The organism is Rhodanobacter aciditrophus, assembly GCF_050026795.1.
Lineage (GTDB): Bacteria > Pseudomonadota > Gammaproteobacteria > Xanthomonadales > Rhodanobacteraceae > Rhodanobacter_A.
The window spans coordinates 295,086-313,191 of record NZ_JALBWP010000011.1; the positions used below are offsets into that span (position 1 = coordinate 295,086).

The following is an 18,106-nucleotide window of genomic DNA, read 5'->3' on the forward strand; positions in this document are numbered from 1 at the left end:
GTCAGCTACCTCGTCATGCGTCGTCAGAAGGAAGGGCGGCAAGCCCGGCCAGCGTGGCCAGGCGGGCGGGGAAAACGGGCGGGCGCTCGCCGTCGCGGGGAAAGCGGCCCAGTTCGGCCAGCGCGGTGCCGCAGATGCGGCCCTGGCAGGCGCCCATGCCGCAACGCGTGGCGAGCTTGGCGGTGCGGGCGTCGCCGAAGCCGGCGAGGGCGCCCAGGCGGACGTCTTCGCAACGGCAGACCAGCGTGTGGTCGTCGGCCAGCGTGCGCAGGCGCGGATCGAGCGCGAAGTGCCGGGCCAGCAGCGCACCGAAGCGCCGCGCGCGGTCGCGCCGCGGCAGCAAGGCGTTGGCGGACGCGATGTCGCCGACCGCCATGTGGCCGGCCATCGCGCCTTCGATGCGCGCCACCGCCAGGCCGCCGATGCCGCAGGCTTCGCCGGCGGCGTAAATGTCGGCCACGCTGGTGCGCAGCAGGGCGTCGACCTGCACGCGCGGGTGGGTGTCCGCGTCGTCGAGGGCGCAACCGAGCAGCGACGCCAGTTCGGTATTGGGCACCAGCCCGTAGCCCACGGCGAGCAGGTCGCACTCGACGCGCTGCACGCCGCCGGGCGCTTCGATCGCCACGCCGCGCACGGTGCCGTCGCCGATCGCCTCGCGCACGAAGGAACCGAAGCGATACGGCACGCCGGCAAGGCGCAGGCGCAAGCCGGCGGCCTGCCAGGTGCGGGCGGGCCACCGGCGCAGTTGCCAGGCGAAGGAGCGGACCGCATTGGCGGAGGCCTGCTCGCAGATGCCAAGCACCTGCGCGCCATGCTTGCGCAAGGTATCCGCGGCGGCCAGCAGCAACGGCCCGCTGCCGGCGACCACGACGCGCTTGCCGGCGACGGGCCAGCCCTGCTTGGCGAGGGCCTGCAGGCCGCCGGCGCCGGTCACGCCGGGCAGCGTCCAGCCAGGGAAGGGCAGCAGCAGTTCGCGTGCGCCGGTGGCCAGCACCAGCGCGCCGTACGACAGCAGCCGGGAGTCCTGCGGCGTTTCCACGCGCAGTGCCGCCGATTCCGCGGCGACCACGCTGTGGCGCGCCAGCAATTCGACGCGCCGCAGTGTGTCGATGGCGTGGCGTGCCGCGCGCGGCGCCGGCAGGCGCACGTCGTGCCGCCAGACCTGCCCCCCTGCACGCGGCTGCGCATCGAGCAGGCCCACGCGCGCGCCGCGCGATGCGGCGGCCCGCGCCGCCGCAAGGCCGGCGGGGCCCGCGCCCGCCACGAGGACGTCGTAATGCTCACGCATCGGTGACCACCTGCATGCCTTCGCCGGCCGGCGTCATGCACGCGCGCACGTGGGCTACGCCGTCCACCCGCACGCGGCACTCGAAACACACGCCCATGCCGCACAGCGGCGCGCGTGGCGCATCGTCCACCGAGCGGCGGAGATGCGGGGTGACGTGCGCCACCGCCGCGGCGACGCTGGCGCCGGCGGGCACCTCCACCGGACGGCCGTTCACGACCAGCCGCACCAGCCCGCTCATGCGGCCATCCGCTGCGGCGCATAGGGCGCGGGATCGATGGCGGGCCGGCGGCCCTGGATCAGGTCGATCATCAGTTTCGCGCTGCCCAGCGCGGTGGTGACGCCCAGGCCTTCATGGCCGGCTGCGACCCACTGGTCGACGGCGCCTGGCACGACGCCGAGATATGGACGTCCATCCGGCGTGGTCGGACGGAAGCCGGTCCAGATGCGCAGTGCCTGCAGTCCGCGCAGGCTGGGCACGAAGGCGAAGCTGCGTTCCAGCATGCGCTGCACCATCGACGGCGAGACGGCGGCGTCGTTCGCGTGGAATTCGCGCGAGGAGCCGATCAGGATCTGCCCGGTCGGCCGCGGCTGCACGTTGAACGCCACGCTGCTGTCGGCATCGCCGTGGGCACTGTCGGCATAGCCGAGTTCCAGCAACTGGTGGCGGATGAGGCCGGGATAGCGGTCGGTGATCACGAGGTGCCCCTTGCGCGCGCGCATCGGCAGCATCGGCAGCAGGGCGGGCAGCGCGCAGCCGGTGGCCACCAGCACCGGGCCGCACAGGTGCGTGCCGTCGTCGAGCAGCGCACCACCTCGCTGCAGGGAGTGCACCCGGCGGCCCGCGTGGAGCCGGGCGCCGCGCGACTGCGCGCGCTGCACCAGGTGGCTGGCGACGCGCGGCGGATACACCACCGCCTCGCGGGACACCAGCATGCCGCCCGCCAGCCCCGGCGCCAGCGCGGGTTCCCGTTCGTACAGTGCCGCGGCATCGAGCAGCCGGGCCTCGATGCCGACGGCGCGCAGGCGCGCGATGCGCTGGCCGGCGGCGCCGAGTTCGTCGTCGTTGCGCGCCACCCACAAGGTGCCGCAGCGGCTGAATTCGGCTTCCTCGAGATCGGCGAACGCTTCCCACAGGCCCAGCGAGTAGTGGGCCAGCGCGAGTTCGGCGGGATCGTCGTCCATCGCGACGAGGTGGCCCATGGCCGCCGCCGTGGCGCCGCCGCCGACCGGACCCGGCTCCACGATGGCCACGCGCATGCCTTCCGCGCTGGCGGCATCGGCGCAGCTGGCGCCGACGATGCCGGCACCGACGACGATCAGGTCGAAGGTGGCGGCGGTGCCATTCATTCCGCGCCACTGCCCCAGGCGAAGGCGTCCGCTTCGTCGAACAGCAGCGTGCTGCGCGCCACCACGAAGGCGGTGCCGGTGATCTGCGGGCGCACCCCGCGCTCGCCGTGTGTGTAGCGGCCTTCGAACACGCTGCCGAGGATGCTCTCCTGTTTCCAGGTCTCGCCCGGCGCCAGCTTGCCGTCGGCGGCCAGGCAGGCCAGCTTGGCGCTGGTGCCGGTGCCGCAGGGCGAGCGGTCGTAGGCGAGGCCGGGGCACAGCACGAAGTTCCGGCCATCCATGCCGGCCATCGGCGAGCCGGTGTTGACCTCGATGTGGTCGATCTCGCCGCCTTCCGCGCCGGTGATGCCGTCCGCTTCCAGCGCGTGGCGTATCGCCTCGGTGTAGGTGGTGAGCGCGCGCTGGTGCCGGATCTCCAGCGGCAGTGGCGTGTCGTGGGTGATGAAGAACCAGTTGCCGCCCCAGGCGATGTCGCCGGTGACGCGGCCGTATTCCGGCACGTCGACGCCGACGCCCGCGGCGTGGCGATAGCTTTCCACGTTGTCGATGGTGACGCGGCCGTCTTCGTGCAGCTCCGCGCCCACGGTGCCCACCGGCGTGTCGATGTGGTGCCTGCCAGGGCCGATGCGGCCCAGGTGCTGCAGCGTGCGCACCACGCCGATGGTGCCGTGGCCGCACATGCCGAGGTAGCCGACGTTGTTGAAGAAGATCACCCCGGTACAGGCGTCCACGCTCTGCGGCGGCACCAGCAGGGCGCCGACCACGGTGCTGGAGCCGCGCGGTTCGCAGGCGATGGCGCTGCGCCAGCGGTCGTAGTCGCGGCGGAAACGCTCGCGCTGTTCCATCAACGAGCCGTTGCCCAGGTCCGGGAACCCGCCGATGACGACACGGGTGGGCTCGCCGCCGGTATGCGAGTCGATCACGTCTATCGTAGTCATGCGCTTATGCTGGCCCCGCCGCGAAAGGACGTCTAGGGACTCTTGTGGTCCGCCGATGCGGAAATCTGCATACTCCGCCTCCGTGCCGAGGCCGGCCGTGCCGTCCTCCCAGGCACCTGCCGGAGTTGCGCGATGGAAGTGAAAATCTCGGCGAACGAGCTGGAGGCGCTGTTCGACGCGCTGCCCGACGTGGTGTTCTTCGTGAAGGACACCGCCGGCCGCTACACGCATGCGAACCTCACCCTGGTGCGCCGGCTTGGCCTCAAGCGCCGCGAGGACGTGATCGGCCGCAGCGTGACCGAGCTGTTCCCGGCCACCATGGGCGGCTCGTATGCGTCGCAGGACCGGCGCGTGCTGGACGGCGAGGTCATCGAGAACCAGCTTGAGGTGCACATCTTCGCGAACCGTGCGCCGGGCTGGTGCCTGACCTGCAAGCGCCCGCTGCAGCAGGACGGCGACGTCCGCGGCGTGGTCGGCATCTCGCGCGACCTGGGGCAGCCGGACGGCCGCCATCCGACCTACCTGCGGCTGCGCCGCGTGCTCGCCTACATGCAGGAGCACTATGCGCAGAGCATCCGCGTGGCGACGCTGGCGGGACTGGCCGAGCTCTCGGTGGCGCAGCTGGAGCGGCATTTCCGGCGGGTGTTCCAGCTCACGCCGCAGCAGGTGCTGACCAAGCTGCGCATCGAGGCGGCGATGCGCATGCTGCAGGGCGACGACAGCGTGGCGGCGATCGGCCTGGCCTGCGGCTTCGCCGACCAGAGTTCGTTCGCGCGCCAGTTCAAGGCCACGGTGGGCATGTCGCCGCGCGACTACCGGAACATGACCGCGGCGTCGTGAACGGAGTGGTTCGGGGTGGTCGTGCCGACCGCAAGCCGGCGTATCGCCGCTACTCGCCCAGTTGCGCCAGCAGCGCGGCGACCTGCTCGTGGGTGAAGGCGCGCAGCAGGCGGGTGGCGTGGCCGCGCAGCGTGGCATGGTCGAGCGTGGCGAGGCGGTCGCGCACCAGCAGCAGCTGGCTGGGATGCATGCTGAATTCGTTGAGGCCGAGCGCGAGCAGCATCGCGGTGAAGTTGACATCGCCGCCGATCTCGCCGCACAGGCTCACCGACTTGCCCGCCCGGCGGCCCGCGCCGATCACGTGCGAGAGCAGGCGCAGCAGGGCCGGCTGCAGCGGGGTGTAGATGTTGTCCAGCGCGTCGTTGCCGCGGTCGGCGGCGAGCACGTACTGGGCGAGATCGTTGGTGCCGATGGCGAGGAAGTCGGCGTGTTCGAGCAGGGCGCGCACGTTGATCGCCGCCGCGGGCACCTCGATCATCGCGCCCAGCGGCAACTTCTCGGGCAGGTCGATGCTGTCGCGCTTGAGGTCCTGCCGCGCGAGCTTGAACAGCGTGCGCACCGCGATCAGCTCGTCCGGCTGGGTCACCATCGGCACCAGCACGCGCACCGGGCCGTAGCAGGCGGCGCGCAGGATCGCGCGGATCTGGGTGGTGAACACGGCGGGATAGCGCAGCGACAGGCGCACGCCGCGCACGCCCAACGCGGGGTTGTCCTCGCCGCGCAGCACCAGGCCCGCGGCGTCGGCCTTGTCGGCACCGAGGTCGAGCGTACGGATGGTCACCGGCAGGCCGCCCATGCCCAGCACCAGGTCGCGGTAGGCGATGAACTGCTCGTCCTCCGAGGGCAGGCCCTTGTGGCGCAGGAACAGGAATTCGGTGCGGTACAGGCCCACGCCGTCGGCGCCGCGGGTGCGCGCCAATGCCACGTCGGCGGCGGTCTCCGCGTTGGCCAGCAGGCGGATCGCCACGCCGTCGCGGGTGCGCGTGGGCGCGTTCGCCAGCGTGGCGAGGCGGCGCCCTTCGGCGGCGGCCTCGCGCTGCCAGGCGCGGTAGCGGGCGAGGTCCTGTGCGGTGGGGTGCACGATCGCCTCGCCACGCTCGGCGTCGAGCAGGATCAGGTCGTCATCGTGCAGCAGCGACAGCGCGTCGCGCGCGCCCACCAGCATCGGCAGGCCGAGGCTGCGCGCGAGGATCGCGCTGTGCGAGTACGCGCTGCCGGAGCTGGCGACCACGCCCAGCAGGCCATTGCCGGCGAGCTGGGCCATGTCGGCGGGCGCGATGGTGTCGGCGACCAGGATCTCGCCCACGCGCGCGGCCAGTTTGCGCTCCTCGGCGGTGGTCTGGCGCTGCAGCGCGGAGACCACGCGGGCGATCACCTGGTCGATGTCCTCCTTGCGGCTGCGCAAGTACGGGTCGTCCATCGCCTCGAACACCGCGGCCAGCTTGTCGCGCTGCTTCTTCAGCGCGGCACCGGCGCGGTAATGGCCGATCCTCACCAGGTCGTCGAGGCCGCGCAGCAGCTCGGCGTCGTCCAGCAGCAGGCTGTGCGCGTCGATGAATTCGTTGACCTCGCGTGCCAGCGCGCCGTGCAGCTTGCCGCGCAGCTCGTGCAGTTCCTGTCGCGCGGTGTCCAGCGCGCTGTGCAGGCGTTCGAGCTCCGGCCCGATTTCCTCTTCCGCCAGCGGACGGGTATCCACCGCGTAGCGGCTGGGCTGCACCAGCCGTGCGCGGCCCAGTGCCATGCCCCGCGAAGCCTGGGTGCCGGGCAGGACATGCCTCATCGGACGCTCCCCCGCACGGGCCCGGCAATCCGGTCGCGGGCCACGGCCAGGGATGCCGCGTGCGGGCGCGCGGCGCGCGCCGCCGACGCCGTGCCACCGGCGTTCGCCGTTTCCGGTTCCCTGTTCCCGACTCCCATGCGATCTCAGGCTCCCTCGTCGAACTTGCGGTCGAACAGCGCCACCACCGCCTCCAGCGCCGCCTGCTCGTCCGGACCCTCGGCGCGCACCGTCAGCGGGGTGCCGATGCCGGCGGCCAGCATCATCACGCCCATGATGCTCTGCGCGTTGATCTCGCGTCCCTTGCTGACCAGCCAGACGGTGGATTTGAAGCCCTGCACGAGTTGCACCAGCTTGGCCGAGGCGCGGGCGTGCAGGCCGAGCTTGTTGGAGACGACGATTTCTTGTTCAAGCATGTTCGGCATCAGGCATGGTCGATGAAGATTCCCCCGCGGCCGCCGCTTGCCGCGATCTCGGCCAGTTCGTCCAGTGGTTTTTCCGCGTAGTTGAGCACGCGCAGCAGCATCGGCAGGTTGAGGCCGGAGACGCAGCGCAGGCGCACGCCCAGCGAACTGAGCGAAAGGCCGATGTTGCACGGCGTGGCGCCGTAGAGGTCGGCCAGCACCAGCACGCCCTCGCCCTGGTCGAGCGCACGCGCGTGGCGGGCGGTGAGCGCGCGCATCACGTCGGGGTCGGCCTGCGGCGGCACTTCCACCGCGTCCACCTGCAGCGGCAGCTTCGGCATCACGTGGTGCGCGGCGGAGATCAGCGCCTGGCCGACCGCCTCGTGGGTCATCAGCAGCACGCCCACGCTCATGGCCGCGGACCTGCCTGCATGCATGCGACGGCCATGGCTTCAGTCCAGCTCGCGGTGGAACGTGAGCACGCCCTCGCGCGCTGCGCGGTAGTGCGCGGCGAGCTGCTCGACCAGGTACACCGAGCGGTGCCGGCCGCCGGTGCAGCCGATCGCGATGGTGACGTAGCTGCGGTCGTCCTGCTCGAAGCGGGGCAGCCAGGCGTCCAGCCAGCGCGTGGTGTCGGCGAGGTACTGGGCCACCAGCGGCTCGCCCTCCAGGTAGGCGCGCACCGGGGCGTCCTTGCCGGAGAGCGGGCGCAGTTCCGGCTGCCAGTGCGGGTTGGGCAGGCAGCGCGCGTCGAACACGAAATCCGAGTCCAGCGGCAATCCGCGCTTGAACGCGAAGGACTGGAACATCAGGGTCATGCCCTCGGTGGCCTGCGCGTAGCCGGTGGCAACGAGGCGGCGCAGCTGGTGCACGTTTAGTTCGCTGGAGTCGATCACCTTCTCGGCGATCGCCATCAGCGGACGCAACAGGCGGCGCTCCTTGCCGATCGCGTCGGCCAGCGACATGCCATGCGTGGCCAGCGGGTGGCGGCGGCGGGTTTCCGAGTAGCGCTTGAGCAGCACCTCGTTGCGGCAGTCGAGGAAGATCAGGTGCAGCTGCACGCCGCTCGCGGCGAGTCCCGAGAGGATCGTCGGCAGCTGTTCGAAGTCGGCGCCGCGGTTGCGCACGTCCACGCCCACCGCGATGCGCCGGTGCCGGCCGGCACCGCGGCCCGCCGCGTCCACCAGTTGCGGCAGCAGCGACGGCGGCAGGTTGTCGACGCAGTAGAACTCCAGGTCCTCCAGCGCGCGCAGCGCCACCGTCTTGCCGCCGCCGGACATGCCGGTGAGCACGACCAGGTGGGTCTCGTGCGGGTCGGTGTAGGGAGTGGTCGGCGGCGAATGGTCTTCGTTCACGGCGTCACCATGGCGGCAGTCGGCGCAGCTGGTGCGCCTGGCGGTCGATGAAGGTCTGTGCGGGATCGATGCCCTTGCTCTTCAGCGCGTGGCTGCGCACCGCCGCCTCGACCAGCACGGCGATGTTGCGGCCGGGCGCCACCGGGATGGTGATCATCGGCACCTTGACGTCGAACACCTCGCGGTGGCCGATGTCGCCGGTGAGGCGGGTCAGCGCATCGATGTCCTCGCCCTCGCGCAGCGGTTTCAGGTGGATCACCAGGCGCAGGTACTTGGACGGTTTCACCGACATCTGGCCGAACATCTCGCGCACGTTGAGCACGCCCAGTCCCCGTACCTCCAGCAGGTCCTGCAACAGCTCGGGGCAGCTGCCGTCGATCACGTCGGGCGCGATCAGGGTGAACTCGGTGGCATCGTCGGCCACCAGCCGGTGGCCGCGGCTGATCAGTTCCAGCGCCAGCTCGCTCTTGCCGGAACCGGCCTCGCCGGTGATCAGCACGCCGATCGAGAACACTTCCAGGAACACGCCGTGCAGGGTGGTCTTTGCCGCCAACTGGCGCGCCAGGTGGTATTGCAGGAAGGTCAGCAGTTCGTGGCCGCGCTTGGCGCTGACCCACAGCGGGGTATCGGTTTCCTCCGCCACCTCGCGCAGGTCCGGCGGCACCGGCTGGTCCCTGGTGACGATCAGCGCCACCGGCTTGCTGGCGGCGATCTTGTGGATCGCCTCCCAGCGCTGGCGCGAATCCAGGCCGTCGAGGAAGTTCAGCTCCTCCGAGCCGATGATCTGGATCTTGTTCGGGTAGATGACGTTGAGGTAGCCGATCAACGAGGGGCGGCGCGCCTGTGCAGCGCCGGGCTCCAGCACGCGGGATTCGCCGCGCATGCCGGCCAGCCAGCGCAGCACCATGCGTTCGTTGACGCCGTCGTAGAGTTGTCGTGCGGTGAGCCGGTCCAAGCCTTCGGTCCTTTGCGTCGCGCGTCGCCGGTCGGGAGCGCGGCGGGGCTGGGCCATTGTGCCAGCTTGGGCCGTGTGAGTGTTCCGGAGGGAGGGCAGGCCGCCCGGTGCCGGGCGGCCTGCGGGGGAGTGCATCAGCCGTACTGGCGCTCCTCGCGCACCGCGCGCTGATGCTTGTCGACGATCTTTTCGCGGTGACGACGCAGCTGGTTGACCAGCTTGTCGAACAGCATGTCGATGGAGGCGTACATGTCGGCCTCGGCCGCCTCGGCGTGCAGGGTGGCGCCGGTGACGCCGAGCGTGGCGTCCGCGCGGTGCCGCAGCTTGTCCACGGAAAGCACCACGGCGAGGCTGATCAGCTTGTCATCGAGGCGATGGAGGCGGTCGAGCTTGGATTCGACGTGTGCGCGCAGCGCGGGGGTGACTTCGATCTGCTGGCCGCTGAGCTGGAATTGCATGGTACGCCTCCTCTGGTGGTGCTTGCCGCGTTTCGCGGCGGGATGGACGCGCTACGGACGAAGCCGGAACGTGTCGTCGATCATCCTTCGCTTTCAGACATGGGAGCGTTTTCGCGGCAGGCAAGTTCCCCGTTCAGCCGATCCTCTGGCGTTCGCTGGAACTGGGGATGCGCAGCCCCTCGCGGTACTTGGCCACGGTGCGCCGGGCCACCTGGATGCCCTTGCCCTTCAGTTCCTCCGCCAGCGCCTGGTCGGACAGCGGCTTGCGCGGGTCCTCCGCCTCGATCAGCTTGCGCAGCATGGCCTGGATCGCGGTGGCCGAGGCGCTGCCGCCGTCCTCGGTGGAAACGCCGCTGGAGAAGAAGTATTTCAGCTCGAAGGTGCCGCGCGGCGTGTGCAGGTACTTGCGCGTGGTGACGCGCGAGATGGTGGATTCGTGCATGCCGACCTCCTCGGCCACCTCGCGCAGCACCAGTGGATGCATCGCCTCGGGGCCGTAGTCGAGGAACGCGCTCTGCCGCCGCACGATCGCCCCGGCCACCTTCAGCAGCGTTTCGGCACGCGACTCCAGGCTCTTGAGCAGCCAGCGCGCCTCCTGCAGCTGGCCCTTCATCCAGCTGGCGTCCTCGCCGCGGGCGCGGGCGATCAGGTTGCAGTAGTGCTGGTTCAGGCCCAGCCGCGGCTGCGCGTCCGGATTCAGGCGCACCTGCCAGCGACCCGCCTCGCGCACGGCGTAGACGTCCGGCGCCACGTATTCCACCGGGGTGGTGTCCAGCGCCGCGCCGGGGCGCGGATCGAGGCTGCGGATCAGCGCGGCGGCGGCGGCCACCTCGTCCTCGCTGGCGCGCAGCTTGCGCGCCAGCTTCGCGATGTCGTTGCGCGCGAGCAGCTCCAGCTCGCCGTCGACGATGGCGAGCGCCAGCCCGCGCTGCGGGGTGTCGGCATCGAACTGCTGCAGCTGGCTGCGCAGGCAGTCGCGCAGGTCCAGGCTGGCCACGCCCAGCGGGTCGAAACCCTGCAGGCGGCGGCGTACCGCCTCGATCTCGTCGAGATCGGCGGCGAGGTTCTCCGGCAGTGCCGCGCGCACCGCCTCGATGCCGTCGGCGAGGTAGCCGTCGGCGTTCAGCGCATCGATCATCACGGTGGCGATCGCGGTCTGGCGCGGGTTGAAGCCGGCGAGATTGAGCTGCCACAGCAGGTGCTGCTGCAGGGTTTCGGGGGCGGCGTTCTGCGGCTCGAAATCCTCGTCGCCGCGCGCGGCGCCGCTGTTGCCGCCGCCGTTGGAGAAGTCGATCGGGGTCTCCGCGCTGCCGCCGCCGTCATCGCTCCAGTCGGCGCCATCGTCGCCATCGACGCCACGTTCGGTGGAAGGGGTTTCGGCGGGGCCGGGCACCTGCACGTACTCGGCGTCGGGCGCGGCCTCGTCGGTGGTGGCCTCGTCCTCGCTCTCGTCGGCGAATTCCAGCAGCGGATTGCCTTCGGCGAGCTGCCGCAACTCGGCCTCCAGCTCCAGTTGCGACAGTTGCAGCAGGCGGATCGCCAGTTGCAGCTGGGGCGTCAGGGTGAGCTGCTGATGGAGGCGGAATTGCAGTGCGGGTTTCATGCCGGCCAGTTGCTTGGGATGACCCCATCCTACCCGCAGCCGGCGGGGGCGGCCATAGCCGCGCGCCGCCGTGAAGACTGCGTCACAGCCGGAATTCGCGGCCCAGGTAGACCTCGCGCACCTTCTCGTCGGCGAGGATGTGCGCGGGCGTGCCGCGCGACAGCACTTCGCCCTCGTTGAGGATGTAGGCGCGGTCGCAGATGCCCAGGGTTTCGCGCACGTTGTGGTCGGTGATCAGCACGCCGATCCCGCGTTCCTTGAGGTGGCGCACGATGCGCTGGATCTCGCCCACCGAGATCGGGTCGACGCCGGCGAACGGCTCGTCGAGCAGCATGTAGCGCGGGTTCGCGGCCAGCGCGCGGGCGATCTCCACGCGGCGGCGCTCGCCGCCGGACAGGCTGATGCCCTTCTGGCCGGCGATGTGGGCGATCTTCAGCTCGTCCAGCAGGCTTTCCAGCTCGCTGTCGCGTTGCTGGGGCGTGAGGCCTTCGCGCAGCTCCAGCACGGCCATGATGTTGTCCGCCACGCTGAGCCGGCGGAACACCGAGGCTTCCTGCGGCAGGTAGCCGATGCCGAGGCGCGCGCGAAGGTGCATCGGCAGGCCGGTGATGTCCTGCTTGTCCAGCTTGATCGTGCCGCCGTCGGCCTCGATCAGGCCCACCACCATGTAGAAGCAGGTGGTCTTGCCGGCGCCGTTGGGACCGAGCAGGCCGACCACCTCGCCCTCGCGGATGGAGAAGCCGAAGTCGCGCACCACCTGCCGCGACTTGAAGCTCTTCTGCAGACCTTCGGCAGAAAGCATGCTTACCTGCCGCCCGCCGACGCGCTGGGTGCGGGAGCGGCGGGCGCCGGCTGCTCCTTCTTCGGCTTGGGCAGGAAGGTCATGTGCACGGCGTTGTCGCCGCTGCTGCTGCCGGTCATCTCGCTGGTCTGGGTGTTGTAGGTGAGCTTGTCGCCGTGCGCCTCGCCGCGGCCCTGCTGCTTGACCACCGCCTTGCCGGTGAGCATGGCGATGCCGTTGACGTTGTCGTAGTCGAGCTGGGCGGCGTCGCCGGTCATCAGGTTGCCGCTGTCGTCCAGTTCCTGGATGTGCGCGGGCGCGCCGGTGACCTGCACGTGGTCGACGTTCTGGTCGGCGTCGAAATGCACCGTGGCCAGGTCGCCGGTGATCTTCATGGTGCCCTGGGTGATCGTCACATGGCCGCGCAGCTTGACCGTGCTGTTGGGTGCATAGGTACCGTCGAACGAATCCGCGTGCTCGACATTCATCGGCTGCTGGCGGTCGGACTTCTTCGCCAGCGCCAGCGCGGGCAGCAGCGCCAGCGCGGCCACGGCGAGCAGGCCGGCGGCGGACTTACGACTTGCGCCTGCGCGGCGGGAACGTGGCGTGGACATTGTCGAGCAACTCCAGGTGATTGTCGTTGAGGCTGGCACGCATGCCGACGCCGTCCATTCTACTGGCGCCCTGCGTCATCTGCGCCGGGGCGGCGGTCACCATGCGGTTTTCCTTCGGCCACACGGTGACGTCGGAGGTGACCAGGTCCGTGGCGGCGGTGTCCGCCCAGGCGGGGCGGTGCATCGTCACCGGGCCCTGCAGCTTGATCAGGGTGCCGCTCTTGTCCACCCAGCCGTATAGCGACTGGCCGTGCCAGTCCGGCACGCCGGGCTTCCTGGAGGACAGGTCGAACACGGGCGAATTGATGTACAGCGAGTCGTCGCCCTCGCGGCGTTCCAGGTGCGGCGCCTGCATCCGGAACGCGAGCTGCCCTTCCGGGTTGTAGGACCACAACCTGAAATTGGTGAGGGTGTAGCCCGAGCGCGGCGGGCCCACGAAGTCGTTCGGCTTCGGCGCCGGCCCCATCCACCACAGCAGCAGCTGGGCGAAACCCGCACCCAGTGCGACCACCACGGTCGCGCTGGCCAGCTTGCGGTCGCGCAGCCAGCGGCGCAGACGGCCGATCACCGCCAGCGCTCCCGCTCGGCGGCGCTCTTGCCCTGCGCATGCAGGATCAGGTCGCAGGCCTCGCGCGCCGCGCCCATCCCGCCGGGCAGACGGGTCTGCCAGTGCGCGGCCTCGGCCACCCAGGGGTGGGCGTTCGCCACCGCCACGGCGAGGCCGGCGAGGCGCATCGGCGGCAGGTCGGGCAGGTCGTCGCCGACGAAGGCGGCCTGCGCGGGCGCGAGGTTCAGTGCTTCCAGCAGGGCCTCGAGGCAGGCGCGCTTGTCGCCCTGGCCCTGGTAGACGTGGGCGATCTCCAGCTCCTCGGCGCGCAGCGCCACCGGGTGGCTGATGCGCGCGGTGATCAGCGCCACCTGCACGCCGTTCGCCTGCAGCCGCTTCAGGCCCAGCCCGTCATGCACGTGGAACACCTTGGTCTCGCGGCCGTCCTCTCCATACCAGAGGCGGCCGTCGGTGAGCGTGCCGTCCACGTCGAAGGCGGCCACGCGGATTTTCGCGGCGCGGGTCAGGATGTCGACGGGGATGTTGGCGAGATAGTCGGTGGACACGGTTCGGCGTTCGGGCTGGGCAAGAGTCAAGAGCGTGCGTGTTTGATTTGCCGATTCGCCGAAGCGAATCGGCAGGCAAATCAGACGACACGCGCCCGGAGCAGATCATGAATGTTCAGCGCGCCGACCACCCGGCGCCCGTCGTCGACGACCAGCAGGGCGTGGATCTGGTGCTTTTCCATCAGCTGGGCGGCCTCGGCGGCCAGCCGGTCGGGGCCGATGGTCTTGGGGCCGCGGGTCATCAGCTCGGCCACGGTGGCGCCGCGCAGGTTCACGTCCTCGTCGTCGAGCGCGCGGCGCAGGTCGCCGTCGGTGAATACGCCGAGCAGGCGGCCCTCGGCGTCCACCACCGCGGTCATGCCCAGGTGCTTGCGGGTCATCTCCACCAGCGCGGCGGTGAGGCTGGCCTCGGGCGGCACGCGCGGCACGTCGTCGCCCGAGTGCATCACGTCGCTGATCCTGAGCAGCAGGCGGCGGCCGAGGCTGCCGGCCGGGTGCGAACGCGCGAAGTCGTCGGAGGTGAAGCCGCGCGCCTCCAGCAGCGCGATCGCCAGCGCGTCGCCGAGCACCAGCGCGGCGGTGGTGCTGGTGGTGGGGGCCAGGCCCAGCGGACAGGCTTCGTTGCTGATGCTGCCGTCGATGTGTACGTTGGCCTGGCTGGCCAGCGAGGAGGCGGGCTTGCCGGTGATAGCGATCAGCGGGATGCCCTGGCGCTTGATCATTGGCAGGATGAACAGCACCTCGTCGGTTTCGCCGGAGTACGAGAGCGCCAGCACCACGTCGTCGGGCTGGATCATGCCGAGGTCGCCGTGGCTGGCCTCGCCCGGGTGCACGAAGAACGCCGGGGTGCCGGTGGAGGCGAGGGTGGCGGCGATCTTGCGCGCCACGTGGCCGGACTTGCCCATGCCGGTGACCACCACGCGGCCGCGGCAGGCCAGGATCAGCCGGCAGGCCTCCACGAAATCGCCGTCGATGCGCGGCTCCAGCCCGGCGATCGCGGCCGCCTCGGTGGCGATCACGGCACGGGCGCTGCGCACGATGGCGTCGGGCTGCGGTTCGATGGCGGCGTGCGGGGCGGGGCGTGGGTTCATGTCGGCTCGGTCGGGGCGCGGGAATGCCCGTGGCGGGGCACTGTCGTTTCTGCGACAGGGGATTTCCATTACCATGGCATATTCGCATTTTAACGTCACACGTCGACGCGATGGCCGCTACCGGCCGCGTCGCCGCCCCAGCCCGTGGAAGCCCGATGGACCCAGCACGCATCCAGACCCTGATCGAGACCGGCCTGCCAGGCGCGCGGGTGGAGGTCAGCGGCGAGGACGGCGTGCATTTCGAGGCCACCGTGGTCAGCGCCGCGTTCGCCGGCAAGCTGCCGCTGGCGCGGCACCGGCTGGTGTACGCCACGCTGGGCGAGCTGATGGGGGGCGCGATCCACGCGCTGGCGCTCAAGACGCTGACCCCCGAGGAAGCCGCGGCGCGCCCGGGGTGACGCGATGACACTTCCGGCATCCATGCCGGTTTTTTCTTGCGCCCAATGGCGGGGCGCACAAGTCTAGGAACATCCATGGCCAAGATCCTGATCAACGGCGGCGTGCCGCTCCAGGGCGAGGTGGGCATTTCCGGCGCGAAGAACGCCGTGCTGCCGATCCTCGCCGCCTGCCTGCTGGCCGACGCGCCGGTGAGCATCGGCAACGTGCCGCACCTGCACGACGTCACCACCTTCATCGAGCTGCTGGGCCAGATGGGCGTGCAACTGGTGCTCGACGACCGCATGAAGATCCACGTCGACCCGCGCACCACCAGCACCTGCATCGCGCCGTACGATCTGGTGCGCACCATGCGCGCCTCGATCCTGGTGCTGGGCCCGCTGGTGGCACGCTTCGGCCAGGCCGAGGTGTCGCTGCCCGGCGGCTGCGCGATCGGCTCGCGCCCGGTCGACCAGCATATCCGCGGCCTGCAGGCGCTGGGTGCCGAGATCAGCGTGGAGAACGGCTACATCAAGGCGCGCGCCAGGCGGCTCAAGGGTACGCGTGTGGTGATGGACATGGTCACCGTCACCGGCACCGAGAACATCATGATGGCGGCCACGCTGGCCGAAGGCACCACGGTGATCGAGAACGCCGCGCAGGAGCCTGAGGTGGTGGACCTGGCGCATTGCCTGATCTCGATGGGCGCGAAGATCGAGGGCGTGGGCACCTCCACCCTGGTGATCCACGGCGTGGAGCGCCTGCACGGCACCGACTACAAGGTGCTGCCCGACCGCATCGAGACCGGCACCTTCCTGGTCGGCGCGGCGATGACCGGCGGCAAGGTGCGCGCCCGCGGCGCCCGCGCCAGTACGCTGGACGCGGTGCTGGCCAAGCTGGAGGAGGCCGGTGCACAGATCTCCAGCGGCGAGGACTGGATCGAGCTGGACATGGGCGGGCGGCGACCGAAGGCGGTCAACATCACCACCGCGCCGTACCCCGCGTTCCCCACCGACATGCAGGCCCAGTTCACCGCGCTCAACTGCGTGGCCGAGGGTACCGGCGTGATCACCGAGACGGTGTTCGAGAATCGCTTCATGCACGCCCACGAGCTGCAGCGCCTCGGCGCCGACATCCAGCTCGAGGGCAACACCGCGGTGATCAAGGGCGTCGAGCACATGAGCGGTGCGCCGATCATGGCCACCGACCTGCGCGCCTCGGCCTGCCTGGTGCTGGCTGGCCTGGTGGCGCAGGGCGACACCACGGTGGACCGCGTCTACCACATCGACCGCGGCTACGAGAACATCGAGGAAAAGCTGGGCGTTCTCGGCGCGCGCATCCGCCGCTTGCCCAACTGAGTGCCGCGCCGCAGACTGTTTTCCGTTGCGCAACGGAGGGCGGGGCATGGCGTACTGCTGGCGGGTGGGGAGCATCCCCGAGCTGCGCGGTCTGGCGCCGGAAGACCGGCGCAAATGGTGGCGGGAGGCGGTTGCGGAGAGCCGCAGCGGTCGCGACCTGGCGATCAGGCTGGGCGTGTTTGCCGGTGCCATTTTCGCCGCGGGCGCAGCCGCCAACCGGTTCGGCTACGGCAGCGGCCCGGTCCATTGGGCCGCCATCGGCTGTGCGGTTGCATTGGCCTCCTGGGTGCTGGATGCCGTGCTTGAGCAGCCGCGAGCCCGTCGCTGGCTGCGGGCGAACCTCGTCAGGCAGGTGGCGCGGGAACGGAAACTGGGCGCGGCCTGATGCCTGTTCGCCGGCCGCTCACGGCTGCGAGTAGGTCACCAGTTCCAGCACGAGATTGCCGCCATCGCGCTGGGCCAGCTTCACCGGCAGCGGGTAGCGGCCGGGGACGTACCACGCGCTGAAGCCCCTGGCGTCGTCGCTGCGCTCGATGCGTTCGGCCCTGAAACTGCCGGCCGGTACCTTGACGGTCTCGGTGCCGGCGACCCTGAAGGTTTCGGTCTCCACCGTCTGGCGCACGCCCACCGGCAGGCTGAGCCGCTGCCTGCCCGCGTCGAGCGCGAGCCCGACCGCCAGCGGCAAGGTGTTGCGCTCGACCATGCCGGGCTGGGCCGGATAGCCGGAGGCGTGCTTGCCGTCCTGCACGCTCACCTGCCGTTTCGGCCAGTCCACCTGCAGGTGGCGCTGCTTGTCCCTGCCGGCGGTGACGAGGCGGTAGTCGTAGCTGAGCGCTTCCGGCACGGTGCCCTGCCAGCGGAAGCGCGAGGTCTCCCGGGTGCTGGCGCCGAGCAGCGCGGCAAGGCCGGCGGTGCCTTTCGTGTCCTTGCGCAGGATCCAGCTGCCGTCGGGGCCGGGGCGGAGGGTCACGGTGGCCTCGCCCATCGGCTGGCCATCCTGGGAAACCTGGTAACGCGCGGTGAAGGGCCTGGGTGCGGAGGCCGTGGCGGCGATGCCGGCAAGCGGCGACAGGGCGAGTGCGGCGGCGAGGAGGATGCGTGTGCTCATGGCGCCCGAGTCTGCCCGCGGCCAACTGAACCGGGCGTCACTGCAGGCCGTGTTCGCCCAGTTGCAGCGGTGCGCGCAGCGGCCGGCCGTCCAGCAGCACGCCGGCATCTCCCAGCGCAAGGCGGCGCGCGGCGAGCAGCGCCACCGCCGCCGGCAGCAGACGGTGCTCCAGCGGCAGCAGGCGCGCGGCGAGGCTGTTCTCGTCGTCGCCGGGCCGGACGACGATGCGCGCCTGGGCGATCAGCGGACCGCCGTCCAGCTCTGCGGTGACGAAGTGCACGCTGGCGCCGTGTTCGGTGTCGCCGGCTTCCAGTGCGCGGCGATGCGTGTGCAGCCCGCGGTACTTCGGCAGCAGCGAGGGATGGATGTTGACGATGCGCCCCGCCCACGGCGCCAGCGCTGCGCCGTCGATCACGCGCATGAAGCCGGCCAGCACCAGCAGCTCGGCGCCGCTGGCGGCGATGCGCGCGAACAGCTCGCGGTCGAATGCCGGGCGGTCGGGATACCCCTTCGGGTTCAGCGCCAGCGTGGGGATGCCGGCGTCCTCGGCCAGCCGCAGCGCGCCGGCGGAGGCCTTGTCGCTGCCCACCAGCACGAACTCCACCGGCAGCGTGCCGGCGTCGCGTGCGGCGATCAGCGCGGCGAGGTTGCTGCCGCGGCCGGAGGCGAGCACGGCGACTTTCAGCGGGGCTGGCGTCACA

At 70.9% G+C, this 18,106-nt stretch carries 22 protein-coding genes; 4 read left to right on the plus strand and 18 right to left on the minus strand.

Going from position 1 to position 18,106, the window contains the following annotated elements; genetic code table 11:
- Positions 1-13 precede the first annotated feature (13 nt).
- Genes ACQGNW_RS10040 through ACQGNW_RS10055 form a run of 4 tightly spaced genes read right to left on the minus strand, consistent with a single transcriptional unit; the run spans position 14 to position 3,573 of the window.
- Positions 14-1,288 (minus strand): FAD-dependent oxidoreductase, encoded by a 1,275-nt coding sequence (locus ACQGNW_RS10040; protein WP_426663011.1) that lies wholly within the window; start codon positions 1,286-1,288, stop codon positions 14-16.
- A complete protein-coding gene (locus ACQGNW_RS10045) occupies positions 1,281-1,526 on the minus strand; it encodes a 2Fe-2S iron-sulfur cluster-binding protein (protein WP_426663012.1) in 246 nt (81 codons plus the stop codon). Before ACQGNW_RS10045 ends, ACQGNW_RS10040 begins: the two co-directional genes overlap by 8 nt.
- The gene (locus tag ACQGNW_RS10050) at positions 1,523-2,635 is read right to left on the minus strand and encodes an NAD(P)/FAD-dependent oxidoreductase (protein ID WP_426663013.1); all 1,113 of its coding nucleotides are present in this window, start codon (positions 2,633-2,635) and stop codon (positions 1,523-1,525) included. The genes ACQGNW_RS10045 and ACQGNW_RS10050 overlap by 4 nt, the downstream gene beginning before the upstream one ends.
- A complete protein-coding gene (locus tag ACQGNW_RS10055; RefSeq protein WP_426663014.1) occupies positions 2,632-3,573 on the minus strand; it encodes a proline racemase family protein in 942 nt (313 codons plus the stop codon). The genes ACQGNW_RS10050 and ACQGNW_RS10055 overlap by 4 nt, the downstream gene beginning before the upstream one ends.
- A gap of 132 nt (positions 3,574-3,705) precedes the next feature.
- On the opposite strand from ACQGNW_RS10055, the gene ACQGNW_RS10060 reads away from it, so the two are divergent.
- Complete coding sequence (locus tag ACQGNW_RS10060) at positions 3,706-4,413, plus strand: AraC family transcriptional regulator (RefSeq protein WP_426663015.1); 708 nt, start codon at positions 3,706-3,708, stop codon at positions 4,411-4,413.
- 49 nt (positions 4,414-4,462) lie between these two features.
- Here the strand turns inward: ACQGNW_RS10060 and ptsP are convergent, their stop codons facing one another.
- From ptsP to ACQGNW_RS10120, 12 genes are all read right to left on the minus strand, one after another.
- On the minus strand, positions 4,463-6,193 hold the full coding sequence (ptsP, locus tag ACQGNW_RS10065) for a phosphoenolpyruvate--protein phosphotransferase (RefSeq protein ID WP_426663016.1): 1,731 nt from the start codon (positions 6,191-6,193) through the stop codon (positions 4,463-4,465).
- Positions 6,194-6,336: 143 nt separating this feature from the next.
- Positions 6,337-6,606: an HPr family phosphocarrier protein gene (locus tag ACQGNW_RS10070; RefSeq protein WP_426663017.1), complete on the minus strand. Its 270-nt coding sequence runs from the start codon at positions 6,604-6,606 to the stop codon at positions 6,337-6,339.
- An 8-nt stretch (positions 6,607-6,614) separates the two neighbouring features.
- Positions 6,615-7,007: a PTS sugar transporter subunit IIA gene (locus ACQGNW_RS10075; protein WP_426663018.1), complete on the minus strand. Its 393-nt coding sequence runs from the start codon at positions 7,005-7,007 to the stop codon at positions 6,615-6,617.
- Positions 7,008-7,046: 39 nt separating this feature from the next.
- Complete coding sequence (gene rapZ / locus ACQGNW_RS10080; protein WP_426663019.1) at positions 7,047-7,949, minus strand: RNase adapter RapZ; 903 nt, start codon at positions 7,947-7,949, stop codon at positions 7,047-7,049.
- A gap of 4 nt (positions 7,950-7,953) precedes the next feature.
- Positions 7,954-8,904, minus strand: coding sequence for an HPr(Ser) kinase/phosphatase (gene hprK / locus ACQGNW_RS10085; RefSeq protein WP_426663020.1), 951 nt, complete (start codon positions 8,902-8,904; stop codon positions 7,954-7,956).
- A gap of 134 nt (positions 8,905-9,038) precedes the next feature.
- Positions 9,039-9,362: a ribosome hibernation-promoting factor, HPF/YfiA family gene (hpf, locus tag ACQGNW_RS10090; RefSeq protein WP_426663021.1), complete on the minus strand. Its 324-nt coding sequence runs from the start codon at positions 9,360-9,362 to the stop codon at positions 9,039-9,041.
- Positions 9,363-9,495: 133 nt separating this feature from the next.
- A complete protein-coding gene (locus tag ACQGNW_RS10095) occupies positions 9,496-10,965 on the minus strand; it encodes an RNA polymerase factor sigma-54 (RefSeq protein ID WP_426663022.1) in 1,470 nt (489 codons plus the stop codon).
- A gap of 82 nt (positions 10,966-11,047) precedes the next feature.
- Positions 11,048-11,767, minus strand: coding sequence for an LPS export ABC transporter ATP-binding protein (gene lptB / locus ACQGNW_RS10100; RefSeq protein WP_426663023.1), 720 nt, complete (start codon positions 11,765-11,767; stop codon positions 11,048-11,050).
- A gap of 2 nt (positions 11,768-11,769) precedes the next feature.
- Positions 11,770-12,360 (minus strand): lipopolysaccharide transport periplasmic protein LptA, encoded by a 591-nt coding sequence (gene lptA, locus ACQGNW_RS10105; RefSeq protein ID WP_426663024.1) that lies wholly within the window; start codon positions 12,358-12,360, stop codon positions 11,770-11,772.
- On the minus strand, positions 12,320-12,928 hold the full coding sequence (lptC, locus tag ACQGNW_RS10110) for an LPS export ABC transporter periplasmic protein LptC (protein WP_426663025.1): 609 nt from the start codon (positions 12,926-12,928) through the stop codon (positions 12,320-12,322). The genes lptA and lptC overlap by 41 nt, the downstream gene beginning before the upstream one ends.
- Positions 12,925-13,473 (minus strand): KdsC family phosphatase, encoded by a 549-nt coding sequence (locus tag ACQGNW_RS10115; protein WP_426663026.1) that lies wholly within the window; start codon positions 13,471-13,473, stop codon positions 12,925-12,927. Before ACQGNW_RS10115 ends, lptC begins: the two co-directional genes overlap by 4 nt.
- 80 nt (positions 13,474-13,553) lie before the next feature.
- Positions 13,554-14,564 (minus strand): KpsF/GutQ family sugar-phosphate isomerase, encoded by a 1,011-nt coding sequence (locus ACQGNW_RS10120; protein ID WP_426663027.1) that lies wholly within the window; start codon positions 14,562-14,564, stop codon positions 13,554-13,556.
- Between the two features lie 155 nt (positions 14,565-14,719).
- Here ACQGNW_RS10120 and ACQGNW_RS10125 point away from each other — a divergent pair, with 155 nt between their 5' ends.
- The 3 genes from ACQGNW_RS10125 to ACQGNW_RS10135 all read left to right on the plus strand — a co-directional run bounded on the left by ACQGNW_RS10125 (position 14,720) and on the right by ACQGNW_RS10135 (position 16,682).
- Positions 14,720-14,962, plus strand: coding sequence for a BolA family protein (locus ACQGNW_RS10125; RefSeq protein ID WP_426663028.1), 243 nt, complete (start codon positions 14,720-14,722; stop codon positions 14,960-14,962).
- Between the two features lie 75 nt (positions 14,963-15,037).
- Complete coding sequence (gene murA / locus ACQGNW_RS10130) at positions 15,038-16,297, plus strand: UDP-N-acetylglucosamine 1-carboxyvinyltransferase (RefSeq protein ID WP_426663029.1); 1,260 nt, start codon at positions 15,038-15,040, stop codon at positions 16,295-16,297.
- Positions 16,298-16,343: 46 nt separating this feature from the next.
- Positions 16,344-16,682 carry a hypothetical protein gene (locus ACQGNW_RS10135; RefSeq protein ID WP_426663030.1) on the plus strand — a complete coding sequence of 113 codons (339 nt, stop codon included), beginning with the start codon at positions 16,344-16,346 and terminating at the stop codon, positions 16,680-16,682.
- An 18-nt stretch (positions 16,683-16,700) separates the two neighbouring features.
- On the opposite strand, the gene ACQGNW_RS10140 is transcribed toward ACQGNW_RS10135, so the two are convergent.
- Entirely contained in the window at positions 16,701-17,405 is a 705-nt protein-coding gene (locus tag ACQGNW_RS10140) for a DUF3108 domain-containing protein (RefSeq protein ID WP_426663031.1), read from the minus strand.
- A gap of 37 nt (positions 17,406-17,442) precedes the next feature.
- The gene (gene purN, locus ACQGNW_RS10145; protein WP_426663032.1) at positions 17,443-18,105 is read right to left on the minus strand and encodes a phosphoribosylglycinamide formyltransferase; all 663 of its coding nucleotides are present in this window, start codon (positions 18,103-18,105) and stop codon (positions 17,443-17,445) included.
- Between the last annotated feature and the right edge of the window lies 1 nt (position 18,106).